Annotated in this window: 13 protein-coding genes; 7 read left to right on the top strand and 6 right to left on the bottom strand. The window is 36.0% G+C overall.

Translation table 11 applies throughout. The features are described 5' to 3' along the window. Window positions 1–33 precede the first annotated feature (33 nt). Window positions 34–2,793, top strand: a complete 2,760-nt coding sequence (mutS, locus tag SIB75_RS00260; protein WP_413683477.1) for a DNA mismatch repair protein MutS — start codon at window positions 34–36, stop codon at window positions 2,791–2,793. 54 nt (window positions 2,794–2,847) lie between these two features. Here the strand turns inward: mutS and SIB75_RS00255 are convergent, their stop codons facing one another. Beyond that, window positions 2,848–3,480 carry a precorrin-8X methylmutase gene (locus tag SIB75_RS00255; protein ID WP_413683476.1) on the bottom strand — a complete coding sequence of 211 codons (633 nt, stop codon included), beginning with the start codon at window positions 3,478–3,480 and terminating at the stop codon, window positions 2,848–2,850. Window positions 3,481–3,539: 59 nt separating this feature from the next. Here SIB75_RS00255 and holA point away from each other — a divergent pair, with 59 nt between their 5' ends. Both holA and SIB75_RS00245 read left to right on the top strand, forming a co-directional pair. Then, window positions 3,540–4,568: a DNA polymerase III subunit delta gene (gene holA / locus SIB75_RS00250; RefSeq protein WP_413683475.1), complete on the top strand. Its 1,029-nt coding sequence runs from the start codon at window positions 3,540–3,542 to the stop codon at window positions 4,566–4,568. A 27-nt stretch (window positions 4,569–4,595) separates the two neighbouring features. Next, window positions 4,596–6,362, top strand: coding sequence for an aspartate kinase (locus SIB75_RS00245; protein WP_413683474.1), 1,767 nt, complete (start codon window positions 4,596–4,598; stop codon window positions 6,360–6,362). Between the two features lie 7 nt (window positions 6,363–6,369). Here the strand turns inward: SIB75_RS00245 and uvrB are convergent, their stop codons facing one another. Both uvrB and SIB75_RS00235 read right to left on the bottom strand, forming a co-directional pair. Further along, a complete protein-coding gene (gene uvrB, locus SIB75_RS00240) occupies window positions 6,370–8,406 on the bottom strand; it encodes an excinuclease ABC subunit UvrB (protein ID WP_413683473.1) in 2,037 nt (678 codons plus the stop codon). Window positions 8,407–8,487: 81 nt separating this feature from the next. After that, the gene (locus tag SIB75_RS00235; protein WP_413683472.1) at window positions 8,488–9,276 is read right to left on the bottom strand and encodes a DUF561 domain-containing protein; all 789 of its coding nucleotides are present in this window, start codon (window positions 9,274–9,276) and stop codon (window positions 8,488–8,490) included. 130 nt (window positions 9,277–9,406) lie between these two features. On the opposite strand from SIB75_RS00235, the gene tilS reads away from it, so the two are divergent. Beyond that, window positions 9,407–10,387: a tRNA lysidine(34) synthetase TilS gene (tilS, locus tag SIB75_RS00230; RefSeq protein ID WP_413684877.1), complete on the top strand. Its 981-nt coding sequence runs from the start codon at window positions 9,407–9,409 to the stop codon at window positions 10,385–10,387. A 20-nt stretch (window positions 10,388–10,407) separates the two neighbouring features. Here tilS and SIB75_RS00225 read toward each other — a convergent pair whose 3' ends face one another. The 3 genes from SIB75_RS00225 to SIB75_RS00215 all read right to left on the bottom strand — a co-directional run bounded on the left by SIB75_RS00225 (window position 10,408) and on the right by SIB75_RS00215 (window position 14,368). After that, window positions 10,408–12,357: a ribonuclease J gene (locus SIB75_RS00225; protein WP_413683471.1), complete on the bottom strand. Its 1,950-nt coding sequence runs from the start codon at window positions 12,355–12,357 to the stop codon at window positions 10,408–10,410. Window positions 12,358–12,428: 71 nt separating this feature from the next. Further along, window positions 12,429–13,337 (bottom strand): 4-hydroxy-tetrahydrodipicolinate synthase, encoded by a 909-nt coding sequence (gene dapA / locus SIB75_RS00220; protein ID WP_413683470.1) that lies wholly within the window; start codon window positions 13,335–13,337, stop codon window positions 12,429–12,431. Beyond that, window positions 13,334–14,368 (bottom strand): aspartate-semialdehyde dehydrogenase, encoded by a 1,035-nt coding sequence (locus SIB75_RS00215; RefSeq protein WP_413683469.1) that lies wholly within the window; start codon window positions 14,366–14,368, stop codon window positions 13,334–13,336. Before SIB75_RS00215 ends, dapA begins: the two co-directional genes overlap by 4 nt. Window positions 14,369–14,521: 153 nt before the next feature. Between SIB75_RS00215 and tig the strand changes: the two genes are divergently transcribed. The 3 genes from tig to clpX all read left to right on the top strand — a co-directional run bounded on the left by tig (window position 14,522) and on the right by clpX (window position 18,094). Beyond that, window positions 14,522–15,928 (top strand): trigger factor, encoded by a 1,407-nt coding sequence (tig, locus tag SIB75_RS00210; RefSeq protein WP_413683468.1) that lies wholly within the window; start codon window positions 14,522–14,524, stop codon window positions 15,926–15,928. A 43-nt stretch (window positions 15,929–15,971) separates the two neighbouring features. After that, window positions 15,972–16,628 carry an ATP-dependent Clp endopeptidase proteolytic subunit ClpP gene (clpP, locus tag SIB75_RS00205; protein ID WP_413683467.1) on the top strand — a complete coding sequence of 219 codons (657 nt, stop codon included), beginning with the start codon at window positions 15,972–15,974 and terminating at the stop codon, window positions 16,626–16,628. A gap of 104 nt (window positions 16,629–16,732) precedes the next feature. Continuing rightward, on the top strand, window positions 16,733–18,094 hold the full coding sequence (gene clpX / locus SIB75_RS00200; RefSeq protein WP_413683466.1) for an ATP-dependent protease ATP-binding subunit ClpX: 1,362 nt from the start codon (window positions 16,733–16,735) through the stop codon (window positions 18,092–18,094). Window positions 18,095–18,156 lie beyond the last annotated feature (62 nt).

The following is an 18,156-nucleotide window of genomic DNA, read 5'->3' as shown; positions in this document are numbered from 1 at the left end:
GTAATATGCGTGGATTAAAGATTTAGAAATTCAATGGCTGCCAGCCCAAATCCATTGCAAGGCAGCCTTTTTGAAAGTGAAGAAAAATCTTCCGATATAGACGCTAACGAACATAAATCTTCCAATCTTTCAAACGACAAGCTTGCAACTAATGAACTTCAAAATGACGCTTACCTAAGACCTCGTTCCAAAAAGTCAAAAAAAAATCACATCCAAATAAATACTTTGGATGAGTTGTCTAATACTGAAATTGAAGAACAAAAATGGTGCCACCATAGCCTGCCAAATATTGATGACCTCACACCGGCTCTAAGACACTATGTCGAACTAAAAACAGAGAATCCAGATAGGGTTTTACTTTATAGGCTCGGTGATTTTTTTGAATGTTTCTTTGAGGATGCAATTAAACTCTCTGAGCTTTTAGAGCTAACTCTCACTAGCAAGGAGGGAGGTAAAAAAATTGGCCGAATTCCAATGGCTGGTATACCTCATCATGCGTCAGATAGATATTGCACTCAACTTGTAAAAAAAGGTTTATCAATTGCAATATGCGATCAACTTGAAGCTGCTCCATCAAAAGGAAATAAATTAATTAAAAGAGGTATTACAAGATTAATTACTCCTGGAACGATTCTAGAAGAAGGCATGTTGAGTGCAAAGCAAAATAATTGGCTAGCTGCTGTTCTGATTGACTCCAATTCAAATGAAGAAAACATAAGATGGTCCCTAGCAAAAGTGGACGTCAGCACAGGAGAATTTATTGTTCAAGAAGGTGAAGAAGTTAATAATCTAAGACAAGAGTTAATTAAGTTAGAAGCTGCTGAAGTAATATCAGAAAAAAATACAATAAATAATCATAATTGGTACACAAGGTCAATGAAGATTACTGAATTCGACCAAACTTCATTTTCAGAATTAGAGTCAAAAACAGCTATAATAAATCACTATTCTTTAAGTAATATTAACGGATTAGGTTTATATTCTAATTCACTTTCAATTAAAACAATAGGAGGTTTAATTGCATATTTAAATAAAACACATCCAAATCTAAATAATCAAAACGAGCGTACAACAAGAACTTATATTTCCTTAGATTATCCTCAGATAAAACTAGATCATGCTGGGTTGGTTATAGACAATCAAACAAGAAGAAACTTAGAAATTGTTTCAACTCAAAGAGGAGGTCAATTTCAAGGATCTTTGTTATGGGCAATCGATAAAACTTTAACTGCAATGGGAGGTAGATGTATAAGAAGATGGCTAGAAGAACCTTTGACAGATGTTGATGAAATCGAGAACAGACAAGAAATAATTGCTTTACTGGTTAAATCGCCCCATTTAAGAAGAAACCTTCGCAAAATACTCAGGTCTATGGGAGATCTTGAACGTCTATCAGGGCGAGCAGGCGCACAACAAGCTGGAGCAAGAGAGTTGGTAGCGATAGCAGAAGGAATCAACCGTTTGCCTTTACTGTCCAAGAATCTGGACAACCCAACATTTAAAGAATCTAAATACTTTAAATCTATTACAAATTTAGATCATAAATTGATAGATATTGCATCCAAAATCAATAATGAAATCATTGATAATCCACCCCTAAGTCTTACAGAAGGTGGTCTAATTTATGATGGCATAAGCCCTATACTTGATGGACTACGTAATCAACTTGATGATCATAATTCATGGCTAAGATCTCAAGAAACTAAGGAAAGAGGAATAAGTAAAATAAATAATTTGAAATTGCAATATCATCGATCTTTTGGATATTTTTTAACCGTCAGCAAAGCGAAGTCAACACATGTCCCGGATCACTGGATCAGAAGACAAACTCTGACTAATGAAGAACGATTTGTCACTCCCGAGTTAAAAGAAAGGGAAGGGAAAATCTTTCAAACCAAGGCTCGTATATCTCAACTAGAATATGAAATATTTTGTGCACTTCGACTTCTCGTAGGAGAGAGAGCAAAAAGCATTAGAAAAGCTGCAAAGGCGATTTCATGTTTAGATGTATTGACTGGCTTGGCAGAGCTCGCAGCAACTAACAATTATGTTCAACCCAAAATAGTTGATAATAAAGATTCTAAAAAGTCAAGGAAGTTATCAATTTTAGAAGGTCGGCATCCTGTTGTTGAGCAGATTCTTGTTGATAAAGTATTCGTTCCTAATGATATTAATTTAGGATCAAAGACTGATTTAATTATTCTCTCTGGACCAAATGCAAGCGGTAAAAGTTGTTATTTGAGACAAGTTGGTCTTTTGCAAATAATGGCACAAATAGGTAGTTGGATCCCAGCCAAGTCAGGAACAATAGGAATTGCTGATCAACTTTTTACGCGTGTTGGTGCAGTAGATGATTTAGCAGCAGGTCAATCTACTTTTATGGTGGAAATGATAGAAACAGCTTTTATTCTGAATAAAGCAACAGAAAAATCATTAGTCTTATTAGATGAAATTGGTCGAGGTACTTCTACTTTTGATGGATTATCCATTGCTTGGGCTGTGAGCGAATTTCTAGCTCAAAATATAAAAAGTCGTTCAATTTTTGCAACGCATTATCATGAACTAAATCAAATTTCTGAATACAATAAAAATGTAGAAAACTTTCAAGTCCTTGTTGAACATACTCGAAATTCACTAACTTTTCTTCATAAAGTTACGAAGGGAGGGTCGATTAAAAGTTATGGAATAGAGGCCGCAAGATTGGCAGGTGTTCCGAAAGAAGTAATACAAAAAGCCAGAAAGGTATTAAATGGACTTGAAGATAAAAGCTGCAATAATATTAAAATAACTTAAATAAATTAAAATATTTTGTAGTGAATCTAGATTTCCTAACTTCACTAAAGAAGGCTAATTTTCAGCAGCTCTAAGTAAAGCATTTACAGTTGCTGCCGCAAGAGAAGCTCCTCCCTTAGATCCCTCCAAAACTATATATGAACTATCACTATTTATTAGTCTAGTTTTACACTCAGAGACTCCTATAAAGCCAACTGGCATTCCAATAATAAGACTAGGTCTCTTAGTACCGTTCTGTATTAAATCTAATAAAGTCATCAAGGCTGTAGGTGCACTGCCAATGACAACAACTGGTCCTAGCAATAATTCTTCTTTTCTTTCCATTTCTAACCAAATCTGTTCCATACCTATTGCACTTCTAGTCGTCAACCTGGAATCAATAGAAGTAGGAGCCATATCTAAAATGCATTGAACATCTGTATTTAATGTTCTTTTTGCCATTGGAGATATAGCAGCCTTTGCCATGGAGGTATCAGTCAAAATCTTTGCACCATTTTGTAATGCAGTAATCGCTTTCTCACAAACATTGGGACTAAACCTCATGCATGACTGCAAGTTAAAATCACCACTGGAATGAATTATGCGTTCTACTATTGATTGCTGAACCTTATCAAGTCCTGTAAAATCAATATGAGATCTAATATATTTCAGACTTTCTAGAAAAATTGGATGTTCTGGGGTTTTCACTGTTAAGTTTCTTTGGTTAATTTAAAATCAAATCTTTTTTAACAACATATATCTAAGTAATGCCAATACATTTAATATGGGGGGATGATTATGAAGCCTGTAATAGGGAAATCGAAGAAATAATTCAAAAAGTTATAGATCCAGTATGGAAAAGTTTTAACCATAGTCAAATAGATGGAAATGATCCAAAACAAAATTTTAGAGCACTAGAAGAAGTACAAAGTGCTCCATTAGGAAGCGGAAGCAGAGTTATTCTTATTAGAAGGAGCCCATTTTGCAACGGTTGTTCTATTGAACTTGCTAATAAACTTGAACAAACACTCAAATTAATTCCTGATAATACACACCTAATCTTAAATAATATAAATAAACCTGATAAACGACTTAAAACTACAAAATTAATACAAAATAGTATTCAATCAAATCCGTTTTCTAAGGAAATAAGTTTTATTCTGCCACTACCATGGGATGTCAATGGACAAAGGAATTTAGTTAAAAATATTTTACATAGATTTAATATAAAAATGAATCATAAAACAATTGATTTAGTAGTAGAAAGCTTAGGCAATGATAGCTCTTTAATTAATACTGAGATTCAAAAATTAAGATTATTTTCAGAGGCAGTTAATAAAAATTTAAATACAAATGAACCGCAAGAAATTTCAGAGGAAATAGTCAAAAAACTAGTTCAAAATAATTCTACTAATGCGCTGCAAATAGCCAATTTTCTTCTTAAAGATGAAAAAATTATAGTCCTCGAGAAAATTCAAACATTACTTAAAAATGGAGAACCAGCTTTAAGGTTGATTGCAACTTTGACTGGTCAAGCGAGAGGATGGCTTTGGGTACATCTATTAGATTCCCAAGGACATTTGGACGTCAAAGAAATAGCAACACTTGCTGGGATTGCCAATCCAAAACGTATTTTTGTAATCCGCAAACAAATTCAAGGTAAATCTTTGGAAGCATTACTTGAATTAATGAAAAAACTTTTAAAAATCGAGGCCTCAATAAAATCAGGAACCAACCCAATCAATTCTTTTAAAGATAATCTGCTAACAGAAAGTAAATTTTTGACTAATAACTGAAATAATCAATAAGTTAACGAGAGTTCAATGACCTTGCTGGTTCAGAAATTTGGCGGCACATCTCTAGGAAGCATTGAGCGAATAAAAGCTGTCGCGCAAAAAATCAAGTCAAGCAAAGAGAAAGGAAATGATCTGGTAGTTGTTGTATCGGCAATGGGACATACAACTGATGAGTTAACAAAACTAGCCTCAGAGATAACTCTTGATCCACCTCATCGTGAGATGGATATGCTCTTATCAACTGGAGAGCAAATTTCAATATCATTATTGACAATGGCCCTGAATGAATTGGGCATACTAGCAATCTCTTTAACTGGTACTCAAGCTGGAATCATTACAGAGTCAGCTCATGGAAGGGCAAGGATACTCGAGATTAGAACAGAACGAATAAAAAAACTCTTAAGTCAAGGCAAGACCATAGTCATTGCTGGATTCCAAGGCACAAGTCTTGGTATAGGAGGAATTGCTGAAATCACAACTTTGGGAAGAGGAGGATCAGATACTTCTGCAGTCGCTTTAGCCGCATCCCTTGAAGCTGAAAAATGTGAAATTTATACCGATGTTCCCGGCGTGTTAACAACTGATCCAAGAATTGTTAAAAATGCACAATTAATGAAAAATATTAGTTGTGATGAAATGTTAGAGCTCGCAAGTCTTGGAGCTGCTGTTTTGCATCCTCGAGCAGTGGAAATAGCAAGAAATTTCGGCGTTTCTCTTGTAGTGAAGTCAAGTTGGGACGACCTTGATGGAACGACTTTAACTAGCAAAAAGAACAATGTTTTTTCTCAAGGTGGTATAGAACATCGCAGTCCAGTCGATGGGTTAGAACTTGTTGAGAATCAAGCCGTCGTAGCTCTATCTAATATTCCAGATCGTCCAGGAATTGCTGCTGAACTTTTTGAATCTTTATCAAAAGGCGGCGTAAATGTAGATCTCATTATTCAAGCTACACATCAAATCAACTCAAATGATATTACTTTTACTGTTGCTGAAAATGAGTTAAATAATGCGCAAGCTCAATGTGAAAAACTTATGAATACTATTGGAGGTGAAATATCTTATCAAAAGAGTCTGACTAAGCTAAGTATTTACGGAGCCGGGATCATGGGGAGACCTGGAATAGCATCTTCTCTCTTCCAAACTCTTTCTGATTCTGGTATTAATATCAGGCTAATAGCCACTAGTGAAGTTAAAGTAAGTTGCGTAATTGACTCGGAATTAGGGAAAAAAGCATTACGAAGCGTAGGAGAAGTTTTCAAGCTTAGCGATAAACAAATTACTCTTAATCCTATTATTGAAAATAAAAATGAGCCTGAAGTAAGAGGAATAGCTTTAGATAAAGATCAAATACAAATTAGCGTAAAGAACGTTCCAGATATGCCAGGGACTGCTTCCACGATATGCTCCACATTGGCCGAGAAAAGTATCAGCTTAGATACAATAGTTCAATCAGAAAGAAAGCATAAGGATAAAACTAAGGATATTAGTTTTACATTAAAGAAAAATGATAGAAGCGAGGCTAAATATATTTTAGAAGAATTGCTAACTAATTGGGAGGGATCAAGTCTCGAAGAAGGAGAATCCATCGTTCGAATTAGCGCAGTAGGCTCTGGTATGCCTTTCACTAAAGGTACAGCCGGTAAAATATTTAGAGCACTAGCAAATCAAAAAATTAATATCGAAATGATAGCCACTAGTGAAATCAGAACAACTTGTATTATCTCAGAAAAATATGGTGAAAAAGCATTAAATGAAATTCATTCTTGCTTTAAATTAGGAAAAAATGAAAACTAAAATCATATCAATTACCTACTAAACGATGCCTTAATTTCTTTATACGATCTCTCAGAATTGCAGCCTTTTCAAAATCTAGGTCTTTAGCTGTTATTTTCATTTTAGATTCCAATTTCTCAATCAATTCAGGTAGAGACTCTAGAGATACTCCATTATCAGAATCTTGAGAACTATGATCTATCAACTTATCAGCAATTTCGACAAAATCATTTGCATTTCCATCTTGATTTAATCTTCTTGAGAGCTCTAAAAAAGAAAGAATTGAATTATTTGCTTTCTTACCTGCTGGCTTAGGAGTAATCCCATTCTTAGTATTATAAATACTCTGTATTTCACGGCGTCTTTCAGTCTCACTAATAGCCTTTGCCATGGAGTCGGTCATTTTATCTGCATAGAGCAAAGCCAAGCCTTCAACATGCCTTGCTGCTCGACCAATTGTTTGTATTAATGATCTTTTTGCTCTTAAGAATCCCTCTTTATCTGCATCTAATATTACAACTAGAGATACTTCAGGTAGATCTAAACCTTCTCTGAGAAGATTAACTCCTACTAGTACATCATATTCTCCTAATCGTAAGTCTTGAATAATTTCAATTCTCTCAATTGAATGAATCTCTGAATGTAAATAACGAACTCTTATTTTATTTTCAGATAAATAGTCCGTAAGATCCTCGGCCATTCTTTTTGTAAGAGTTGTCACAAGTATTCTTTGATTTCTCGAGGCTCTTTTTCTAATTTCAAAAAGTAAATCTTCAACCTGACCATGTGTAGGACGTACTTCAACTAATGGGTCTAAAACACCGGTAGGCCTAATAACTTGTTCAACTATATTGCCTTTACTTTGAGATAATTCCCAATCACCAGGAGTCGCACTGATAAAAACAGTTTGTTTTGCTTTATTCCAAAATTCTATATCCTTTAAAGGACGATTATCAGCTGCACTTGGCAATCTAAAACCATGATCTATTAAGACTTTCTTTCGTGCTTGATCACCATTATACATGGCTCTTAATTGAGGACATGTAACATGACTTTCATCAATAAGTAATAACCAATCTTTAGGAAAATAATCAATTAAACATTCTGGTGCAGAGCCAGGTTCTCTACCGGAGAGATGACGAGCATAATTTTCGACTCCGTTACAATATCCAACTTCTTTTAACATTTCTAAATCATAAATTGTTCGTTGTTCTAACCTTTGAGCTTCTAGTAATTTACCCTCTTGATTAAGAAATTCCAATCTATCTTTTAATTCTTTTTTTATTGCTTTAATTGCAGATTCTAGACGATCCTTCGGAGTTACAAAATGTTTTGCTGGATATATATTAATTGAGTCAAGTTTGTTTAATATTTCGCCAGTAGTAGGATCAACATAACTAATACTTTCAACTTCATCCCCAAACAATTCAAGTCTTACAAGTCTGTCATCATATGCTGGTCCAATTTCTAATACATCACCTCTAACTCTAAATCTACCTCTACTAATTTCAATATCATTACGTGTATATTGATTGGAAACTAATTCTCTAAGACAAGATCTTAAATCAATACTTTGTCCAACTTTAAACTTTACAGATGCTTTTAAATATTCACTGGGAATTCCAAGACCATAAATACAACTAATGGAAGCAACGACTATGACATCATCTCGTTCGAATAAAGATCTAGTTGCAGAGTGGCGCAACATATCAATTTCTTCATTAATTGAAGATGTCTTAGCTATATAAGTATCACTAACTGGAACATAAGCTTCTGGCTGATAATAATCATAATAAGAAATAAAATATTCAACAGCATTCTCAGGGAAAAATTCCCTTAATTCATTACATAGTTGAGCTGCAAGTGTTTTGTTATGAGCTAAAATCAAAGATGGCCTGCCCGTTTGAGCTATCAAATTAGCTATCGTAAAAGTCTTACCTGTTCCAGTTGCCCCTAATAAAGTTTGAAACTTTTCACCATGATTCACCCCTCCAACTAGTCCTTCAATAGCTGCAGGTTGATCACCTTTTGGGACATAAGGAGCTTGCAGTTTATATTCAGGCATATTCTGAATTAAATGCTAAAAAAAACAAATTTATTAATTCCATGTTCTTCAAATTTTTATCAAAAAAGATTTTAAATTACCTTATAAAATAGATTTATTAATCGTGGAAATCGATTTTAAGGAATCTAAAGCCTGACGAAGACCTCTGACGGTTGCAATCATAGCTAATTCAGTATTCAATTTATTGACAGCTGAACCAATACCAACCCCATTAGCACCGACTGATATAGCCATAGGAACAGTCACTTCAGACAGTCCAGAAGCACAAATCACAGGCACATCATGATAACTCTCTTTTAAAGCCGTGGAGATAGCAAAAGTACTAGCCAAAGTAGGTGACGCTTTTTCGATTAATCCTAAAGTTCCAGGACTAATGGGATGAGAGCTTGTCCCTCCTTCCGTCTGAATTAAGTCAACCCCACTATCAACAAGATCTAAAGCTAATTGAGCTTGACTATCTAAAGGCAATATATGGGGAACAGTTACTGACAAAACAACTTCAGGTAAAAGGCGACGAGATTCAACCGCTAATGAGAGAACTTCATCTGCTGAGAAAAAACGCCCGTCTGGATAAAAAGAGTCAAAATTCCCAATTTCAATAATTGATGCTCCTGCTTGAACAGCTTGAGGGAAAAGTTTGGGTTCAACGGAACTCACACATACAGGAATCTTGGATGCCTCGACAGCCAGTTCTACCAATTTTGGTTCACAAGCAATATCTAGTAAATCAGCACCCCCAAGACCTGCCGCTTTAGAAATTCGAAATACTGATTCTGGACTAAAATTATTTAAACCAGAAATCACTTTTAGTAAAGATCTATTTTTAATACTTTTTTGAAGTGAAACTGGCAATGTCTGCAAGCGTGTCATAAAAACATCAACTATTAATCTGATTGTGACACTGACTAAGCAAAAGAACTAAAAAAAAGCAAATAGAGATCTGAAACCAAAGCAAATGTCACAATCCACTAAAAATGACATGTCTTGGAGTAAATGGCATATGCGTTTACACAAAAGGCTAAAACAAAATAAATCTCTGCTTCCCATAAACTCCAAACTTCTTTTAGCTATATCTGGTGGTCAAGATTCAATGGCCCTTCTCAAATTAATTATTGATTTAAAAAGACTTTATGAATGGCAGGTTGAGATCTGGCATGGAGATCACCAATGGCATACTAAATCCACGGAAATAGAAGAAGAGCTAAAACTTTGGTGTCTTAATAGGCAAATACCATTTCACTCTACTAAAGCAACTAAAGAAGAAGTAGCTAATGAAGAAAAAGCGAGAAATTGGAGATATAAAAACCTATTAAATAAAGCCAAGTTATTATCATCAAATAATATAAATTTTCCATGTACAAGAATATTAACTGGTCATACAGCTACTGATCGAGCAGAAACGATCATTATGAACTTAGCGAGAGGAACTGATCTGGTCGGACTTAGTACCCTGAAAGAACAAAGAACTTTGGAGAATAATATAGATTTAGCAAGGCCTCTACTGATCTTTAATAGAAACGAAACACTCGAAATATGTAAAGAGTTTAATTTGCCAATTTGGATTGATCCTTCAAATGAAAATCTTAATTTGACAAGAAATAAAATTAGAAAAGAAATCTTACCAGTTTTAGATTCAATCTATAAAGGAGCAGACTCAAGAATAGCCTCGGTAGCCAACAGACTTGAAAGTTATACAAAAGACCAACAATCGTTAGCAAAAATAGCAATCGAATTTTACCAAGGAGAAGAAATCAATTCTCTATCCAGAAAAAAACTAATAAATTTGACAAACTCTAGTAGGAAAATAATACTTTCTAATTGGTTAAAAATGTTAGGAATAACAAGAGTGACAGCTTTACAAATTGAAGAAATAAATACCAAAATATCTCAGTATAAACCACCTGGAACAATCTATCTCCATGGAGAATTCCTAATGCGATGGGACAAAAATATTATTTATATATCAAAAAAGAATCATTAAAAATAATCAATATTCAGTTTTCAGCCAATTGCAGATCTGCGACGTCTTGTTCTTCCAGATGGCATTTCTTCCGAATTACTTTCACTATTTAATTTTTGTTCTGTTGTTGTATTTGAGTCTTTATTTGTTACGGACACATTCGTTGCCTTAGGTGCTGTTTGAGCATTTTTCTTAACTACTTGTCGTTTGTCTGGCTCTTGATCAAGTTGAGGCTTATATGCACGAGTCCCACCTGGGGCAGGCTGAACCAAGCAAAGAATTAATGGCTCCGCTTGAACCTCCCTTCTCAATCTACGAGATAATCCTGATTCAACCTCTCTTTGCAAACCAATCCAATCGACCTCAACTGACTTACCTCCTGTCTTCAAAACAAGCTGTTTCCATCGATTTTCCAAGACCCAATTAATCTCTCTTTCAGTCCAATTAACCATTGTTTTAGCATCAACATTAGTGATGACACCACGAAGATTCACCCTTGGAGGTGCAACCATTACCCCATCAGTGCTAATTGGAGTAAGAACAGTAATAACTCCATCATCAGCAAGTTGCTGACGTTCTTTTAAGACACGAGTATCTACGACCCCTGTTCTAGAAGAATCGAGTAATTCCACTCCAGATTTAACTGGTGAACCTTGAACAAGGGAATCTGGTCTTAATTCAGCAACATCACCATTTTCCATAACCAGTACATTCTCTGGATGAACCCCCATTGATACAGCAGTTTTCCCATGAAGGACTTGCATTCTGTACTCCCCATGGACAGGAATGAAGTATTTAGGTCTAGTCAATCCAAGCATCCATTTTTGATCTTCTTGGCATCCATGGCCTGAAACATGAATACCCTTATCTTTGCCATAAATAACTTTTGCACCCAATTTTATTAATTTATCAATCGTATGCATCACGGAAATAGTATTTCCAGGAATAGGACTAGCAGAAAAAATGACAGTATCACTAGTTTTCAACTGAACATGGTGATGCTCACCTCTGGCGATTCGACTCAAAGCAGCCATTGATTCTCCTTGACTACCTGTCATCAATAAAAAAGTCTCTCTATCAGGTAAATCTCTGATCTGTTTAATTGGGAAAAACAAATCATCAGGGAAACGCATATAACCAAGCTCTCTTGCTTTCCCAACCACATTCAGCATTGAACGGCCTAGCAAGCCTACTTTTCTACCGTTTTTCATCGCCAACTCTAAAAGCATCGCTACGCGATGAGTTGAACTAGCAAATGTGGTGACCATCACTCTGCCCTCAGCAGTAGCAATGTATCTATCTAAATTTGGAAAAACAGAATATTCAGAGGGCGTAAATCCTGTGACTTCAGAGTTGGTTGAATCAGATAGAAGGCAAAGAACACCTTTATCTCCATAGTGAGCCATTCTGGCTAAATCTGAAGGCTGCCCATCAGGTGGTGTATGGTCAAACTTAAAATCACCAGTAAAAAATACTACCCCTACTGGAGTAGTTACTGCGAAGGAGTAACTATCAGAAATTGAATGTGTATTTCTTACAAATTCAACTGAAAAATGTTGTCCAACTTTAATAACTTCTCTTGGTCCACATACCTGAATTGTTGTTCGATCAGCAACTCCTGCTTCCTCCATCTTCCCCCTAAGCATAGACATAGCTAGGGGAGGACCATAAACAATTGGGATATTAAAGTTCTTTAAATGATGAGAAATTCCACCAATATGATCTTCATGTCCATGCGTGACAACTAAACCTCTTATGCGACTTTGATTTTCACGTAAATAGGTAGTGTCTGGCATGACAACATTTACCCCATGCATCCCATCGGTGGGGAAAGCAAGTCCAGCATCAAGAATCATGATGTCATCACCATATTCAAAGACACAGGTATTTTTTCCAATTTCTCCGAGGCCGCCTAAAGGAATAATCCTCAAACAAGGAGATTTTGATTGATTATTTTTTGAACCTTGAGAATTCATTGAACTTGATGTCATGGAAAATTTATGTAAAAAACTTGGTTGTTACCTAAATGAAAGTCGGATCCAATCTGGAACGAGGAAATAGATCAAATCAATCCCATAGAAGAGAGTATCTTCATGAGTTTTTCTTTCATTTCGCTGTTTAAAGAGACTAAAGGACTTCTAGGAGGTCCAACAGACCAACCAATAAGTTGAAGTGCGGCTTTAACAGGAATGGGATTTGTGGTTGCAAAAAGAGATTTAAAAAGAGGTTGTAGTATTTCATGCAAATAAAGTGCCTCAGCGTATTTTCCTTCTAAAAAACTCTCTATTATTTTCTTCAAGTCAGGTCCAACTAAGTGACTTGCCACACTAACAACACCTACTGCTCCAACTGAAAGCATTGGTAAAACCAAAGCATCATCTCCGCTATAAATAGCTAAATCTGATCCACAATAGTTTCTTAATTGAGTCACTTCTTCTGTTGTTCCACTGGCAGCTTTAAAGCTGACTACATTACTGCAATCCATAAGCTTACTTACAATACTAGGTGATATAGAACATCCTGTCCTCCCGGGGATATTATAAAGCATCAAAGGCAACTGAGGAGCAGCATTGGCGATAGCGCGAAAATGAACTTCTAATCCTTCTTGCGGTGGTTTGTTGTAATAAGGCACCACCACTAACGCACCATCAGCACCTGAATTAGCTGCTTCCTTCGTAGCTTCAATTGCCTCAGAAGTGGAATTACTTCCTGTTCCAGCCAAAACCTTAGCCCTAGAGCCTAAAGAGTTTCTCACTGTTTCGAGCATCTTTTGTTGTTCTTGCCAAGTTAAAGTAGGGGACTCTCCGGTAGTTCCACATACAACGATGCCATCTGAACCTTGATCTACTAAATAATTTGCTAAATCAGCAGCCAAGCCATAATCAACTTTCCCATTTTTATCAAAAGGAGTAACCATTGCGGTTAGCATCCTTCCAAAAGGAGCCGGTGATAACAAAGCTGACTGACTCATGATTTTCTTGGCAATAAAAGTTCAGCAATTTGTACTGCATTAAGTGCGGCTCCTTTGCGGATTTGATCTCCACATAACCATAGTTCTAAAGCATTAGGGTTACTAATGTCTTCCCTGATACGACCAACGGATATGAGATCTCTACCAGTTACATCTTGTGGCATAGGAAATCGATTTTTTTCAAAATCCTCAAGTATCTCAACTCCTGGAGCGAATTCCAAAATCTCATAAGCTTCTTTGACTGGAAACGGGTTTTCAAATTCAATATTTACTGCTTCTGAATGCGCTCGTAAAACAGGAACTCTGACACATGTTGCTGTCAAAGGAAGTTCTGGAGCTCCAAGAATCTTTCGAGTTTCATTAACCATTTTCATCTCTTCCTCGCAATAATTATTTGATTGCATAGGTGAATTATGCAAAAAAAGATTAAATGCCAATGAATAAGGGAGAACTTTACTTTTTGGTGTTCTTCCATCTAAAACTTCTTGACTTAACTTTTCCAATTCTTCCATTGCCAGTGCACCTGCACCACTAGCGGATTGATAGGTTGAAACTACTATTCTCTTAATAGGAATATGCCTATTCAATGGAGATAAAACCAACGCCAATAAAATGGTCGTGCAATTAGGATTAGAAATTAAACCTTTATGCTTACTTAAATCGGCTGGATTGACTTCAGGAACAACCAAAGGAACATTCTCGTCCATTCGATATGCACTTGAGTTGTCAATCATCACCGCTCCTGCCATTTTAATAGTGTCTTTCCACTTACGAGATATGGAGCCACCAGCAGAAGCCAAAACCAAATCTACATTCTTAAAACTCTCTTGAGTTGTTTCTTGCACTATCAATTTTTTTCCACAAAAGTTTTGGACATCGCCAGCTGAACGATGAGAAGCTAATAAAATTAATCTTTCAATTGGAAAAGATCTTTCTTCAAGCAAAGCCAGTAATTCCTTCCCCACAGCTCCGCTTGATCCAAGGATGGCAACTGTAAGAGGTCTATTGGGAAGAAGAAACTGTTGGTTCAAACTTGATAAAGAGAATAAAAAGGTTTAACAAAAAATTTTTTCTTATTGGAAAAATCAACAAATAACAAATTTTTCGATACTTTTTAGGCCACAATAGCTTTGGAAGTGAATTAACGCTTTCTTACGCTAACCAAACTTGAGAATTCCGTTTCAATGAGTGCTGCCAAATTAAAAGTAACAACCAGTTCGAAACCTAATAGCAGAATTGCTGTGGAGGTTGAGGTGCCCGCAGATCGATGCAAAAATAGTTATGACGAAGCTTTAAGCAAACTCAGCAGATCTATATCAATCCCAGGATTTCGCAAAGGTAAAGTTCCAAAAGCAGTAGTCATTCAGCAACTTGGAGTCAAAAGGATTCAGGCCTCTGCACTAGAATCATTACTACAAAAAGTATGGACAGAAACATTAGATCAGGAAGGAATTGAACCCTTATGTGAGCCAGAACTTGAAGATGGGTTTGAAACTATTTTAGAAAATTTTAACCCTGAAAAAATTCTTATATTAAAACTTGAAACTGATATCACACCTATCCCAACTTTAAAAAAATCTTCAGGCCTAACTGCTGAAGTAGAAACTTTAAGCTTTGAACCAAAAAAAGTAGATGAACTTATTGAGCAATCTCGAGCTCAACTTGCAACTAAGGTTCCAGTTAGTGATCGTGCCGCAAAAAAAGGAGATATTGCACTAGTAAGTTTTAAAGGGAATTTCTCAGATGATGGGAGCGAGATTGAAGGTGGAAGCGCGGATTCAATAGAAATAGAACTTGAAGAAGGCCGAATGATTCCAGGATTCATTGAGGGTGTAATTGGAATGAATATCAATGATGAAAAAACATTAAAGTGTGAGTTTCCCAAGGAGTATCACCAAGAAGATGCCAAAGGTAGAAAGGCTGAATTTAAAGTCAGTCTAGAAGATTTAAAAATCAAAGAATTACCTGAGCTAAATGATGATTTTGCCAAGCAAGCAAGTGACAAAGAAAACATGACTGACTTACGTGCAGATCTTGAAAAGAGGCTCAAAGAAGATAATGATAGAAAACAAGAGAAAAATCGTCAGGACTCACTTCTTGACGCTTTGGTTAAAGAGCTTGAGGTTGAGCTCCCAAAAAGTCTGATTGACCAAGAAGTTCGCGTGATTGTTGAACAAACAGCTCAAAATTTTGCTCAGCAGGGAATTGATGTCAAATCAATGTTTACTCCAGAGCTTGTAAAATCGTTAATGGAGTCTTCAAAAGGAGAAGCAGAGAAAAAGCTTCGTCAAAAACTTGCTTTAAATGCTCTAGCTAAGTCGGAAAAAATAGAAGTTTCACAAAAAGAAATCAATTCAAAGCTGAAAGAAGTTCAAGCTGATATAAAGCTCTCAAAGGAAAAAAACATCGACGAAGATCGTCTTAAAGAGGCTATTAATGATGATTTATTGCAAGAAAAATTATTTGCTTGGCTTGAAGAAAATAATACTATTGTAGAAAAAGCCCCTGAAAAGAACCAGGAGAAAAGTTCTAAAAAGAAAACAACAAAAACAAATAAAGAAAAGAAAAGTTCTAAAACTCCCAAATCCTAGTTTCTACGCATAGATTATAATTGTTGGTTATTAAACTTTTAAGTTGATTGAAGCAAGACAAAATCATCCCATTAATAATTTATGGAATAACTCATGTCTATTCTCAGGACCGGGTGTCCTTCCAACAGTAATTGAACAATCAGGTCAAGGTGATAGGGCATTTGATATTTATTCTCGATTACTTCGTGAAAGAATCATCTTTCTAGGGACCGATGTAAATGATCAAGTTGCCGATGCATTGGTAGCTCAAATGCTTTTTTTAGAAGCTGATGATCCCGATAAAGATATCCAATTGTATATCAACTCTCCTGGTGGATCAGTCACTGCTGGACTAGCTATCTATGACACCATGCAGCAAGTAAGTCCTGATGTCATAACAATTTGCTACGGTCTTGCAGCAAGCATGGGAGCTTTTCTTCTCTCTGGAGGAACAAAAGGTAAAAGACTTGCATTGCCAAATTCAAGAATAATGATTCATCAACCTCTTGGTGGAGCTCAAGGTCAAGCTGTAGAAATTGAAATTCAAGCCAAAGAGATTCTTTTTTTGAAAGAGACTCTTAATTCACTTTTAGCCGAGCATACTGGTCAAAATATTGAAAAGATTTCAGAAGACACTGATCGAGACCACTTTCTTTCTCCTGAAGAAGCGGTTGAATATGGCCTGATCGACAAAGTGGTTTCAAATCTCAACTCCATATGAATCATTAAGGAAAGCTGACAAGACATCAATCCTAAATGATCCTATGAATTGAGACTGAATACAATCAATGATCGGTCCATCCAACCTATTTTTTTTAGAGCTCGATGGCAAAATTTGAGGCCCATCTTAAATGCTCCTTTTGTGGCAAAGCCCAAGATCAAGTGAGGAAACTCATTGCTGGTCCAGGAGTTTACATATGCGATGAATGTATCGACTTATGCAATGAAATTTTAGATGAAGAACTAATTGATAATCCAAATCATCAAAGAAGTGGAAATGAGCCAAGCCGTAAGGCAAAAGCTTCTACAAAAACAACTACAACTAAACCTGCGCCAACCTTAGCTTCTATTCCAAAGCCCATTGAAATTAAAAAATTTTTAGATGCTCAAGTAGTTGGTCAAGAACCAGCAAAAAAAATCTTGTCGGTAGCTGTCTACAATCACTATAAGAGACTTGCTTGGAAAGGAGACGGTTCTGGCGAGACTGATCTAACAGCAACAAAATTGCAAAAATCTAATATTTTATTAATCGGACCAACTGGATGCGGCAAAACATTACTTGCTCAAACTTTAGCTGAAATGCTTGATGTCCCATTCGCTGTCGCGGATGCAACAACTCTGACTGAAGCTGGATATGTTGGTGAGGATGTAGAAAACATTCTGTTACGTCTCCTGCAAAAAGCAGATATGGATATTGACTTAGCCCAAAGAGGAATTATTTATATCGATGAAATAGACAAAATTGCTAGAAAAAGTGAAAACCCCTCCATCACAAGAGATGTTTCGGGAGAAGGCGTCCAGCAAGCCCTATTAAAAATGCTCGAAGGCACGACGGCAAACGTCCCACCACAAGGAGGCAGAAAGCATCCTTACGGTGACTCTATCCAAATTGATACCAGCCAAATACTCTTTATCTGTGGCGGAGCATTTGTTGGTCTGGACGATGTAGTGCAAAAAAGACTTGGGAAAAATTCAATTGGTTTTTTACCAGCTGAAAATAGAACAAGAAACAAATCCAATCGAGAACGTATTGGTGCAGACTTAATCAATGACCTTGAGCCTGACGATCTAGTGAAATATGGGCTAATTCCCGAATTTATTGGAAGAATGCCTGTCAGTGCAATATTAGAACCTTTAAATACTAAAGCTCTTGAATCTATTCTGACAGAACCAAGAGATGCCTTAGTAAAACAATTTAGAACCTTATTAAGTATGGATAATGTAGAACTTTCATTTAATGAAGAGGCTGTTGAGGCAATTGCTCAAGAAGCTTACAAAAGAAAAACTGGAGCTAGGGCTTTGCGAGGAATTGTGGAAGAAATCATGCTAGACCTAATGTATAGCCTTCCATCTCAAACTAAAATTAAAAACTTCGTTGTAACAAAAAAAATGGTAGATGAAATTACAGGCGGAAAAGTTGTGCCTCTCTTATCGAATGAAAAAAGAATCGTTAAGGAATCTGCTTAGAGAAAATAAGCTTTTTGAATACCTTTATTAAATTTAATTAGAACAATTATAAAATTTTCAAA

It is taken from the genome of Prochlorococcus sp. MIT 1011, from assembly GCF_047305235.1.
In the GTDB taxonomy this organism is placed as follows: domain Bacteria; phylum Cyanobacteriota; class Cyanobacteriia; order PCC-6307; family Cyanobiaceae; genus Prochlorococcus_B.
The sequence above is the reverse complement of the archived record's forward strand: the minus strand, read 5'-3'. Positions and strand labels throughout refer to the sequence as shown.

Excerpts from the sequence above, each read along its gene's own strand:
- SIB75_RS00235 (WP_413683472.1), bottom strand. The coding sequence starts at position 9,276 with ATGACACGCTTGCAGACATTGCCAGTTTCACTTCAAAAAAGTATTAAA.
- dapA (WP_413683470.1), bottom strand. The coding sequence starts at position 13,337 with ATGAGTCAGTCAGCTTTGTTATCACCGGCTCCTTTTGGAAGGATGCTA.
- tilS (WP_413684877.1), top strand. The coding sequence starts at position 9,407 with ATGCGTTTACACAAAAGGCTAAAACAAAATAAATCTCTGCTTCCCATA.
- tig (WP_413683468.1), top strand. The coding sequence starts at position 14,522 with ATGAGTGCTGCCAAATTAAAAGTAACAACCAGTTCGAAACCTAATAGC.
- uvrB (WP_413683473.1), bottom strand. The coding sequence starts at position 8,406 with ATGCCTGAATATAAACTGCAAGCTCCTTATGTCCCAAAAGGTGATCAA.
- SIB75_RS00245 (WP_413683474.1), top strand. The coding sequence starts at position 4,596 with ATGACCTTGCTGGTTCAGAAATTTGGCGGCACATCTCTAGGAAGCATT.
- SIB75_RS00225 (WP_413683471.1), bottom strand. The coding sequence starts at position 12,357 with ATGACATCAAGTTCAATGAATTCTCAAGGTTCAAAAAATAATCAATCA.
- holA (WP_413683475.1), top strand. The coding sequence starts at position 3,540 with ATGCCAATACATTTAATATGGGGGGATGATTATGAAGCCTGTAATAGG.
- clpX (WP_413683466.1), top strand. The coding sequence starts at position 16,733 with ATGGCAAAATTTGAGGCCCATCTTAAATGCTCCTTTTGTGGCAAAGCC.
- mutS (WP_413683477.1), top strand. The coding sequence starts at position 34 with ATGGCTGCCAGCCCAAATCCATTGCAAGGCAGCCTTTTTGAAAGTGAA.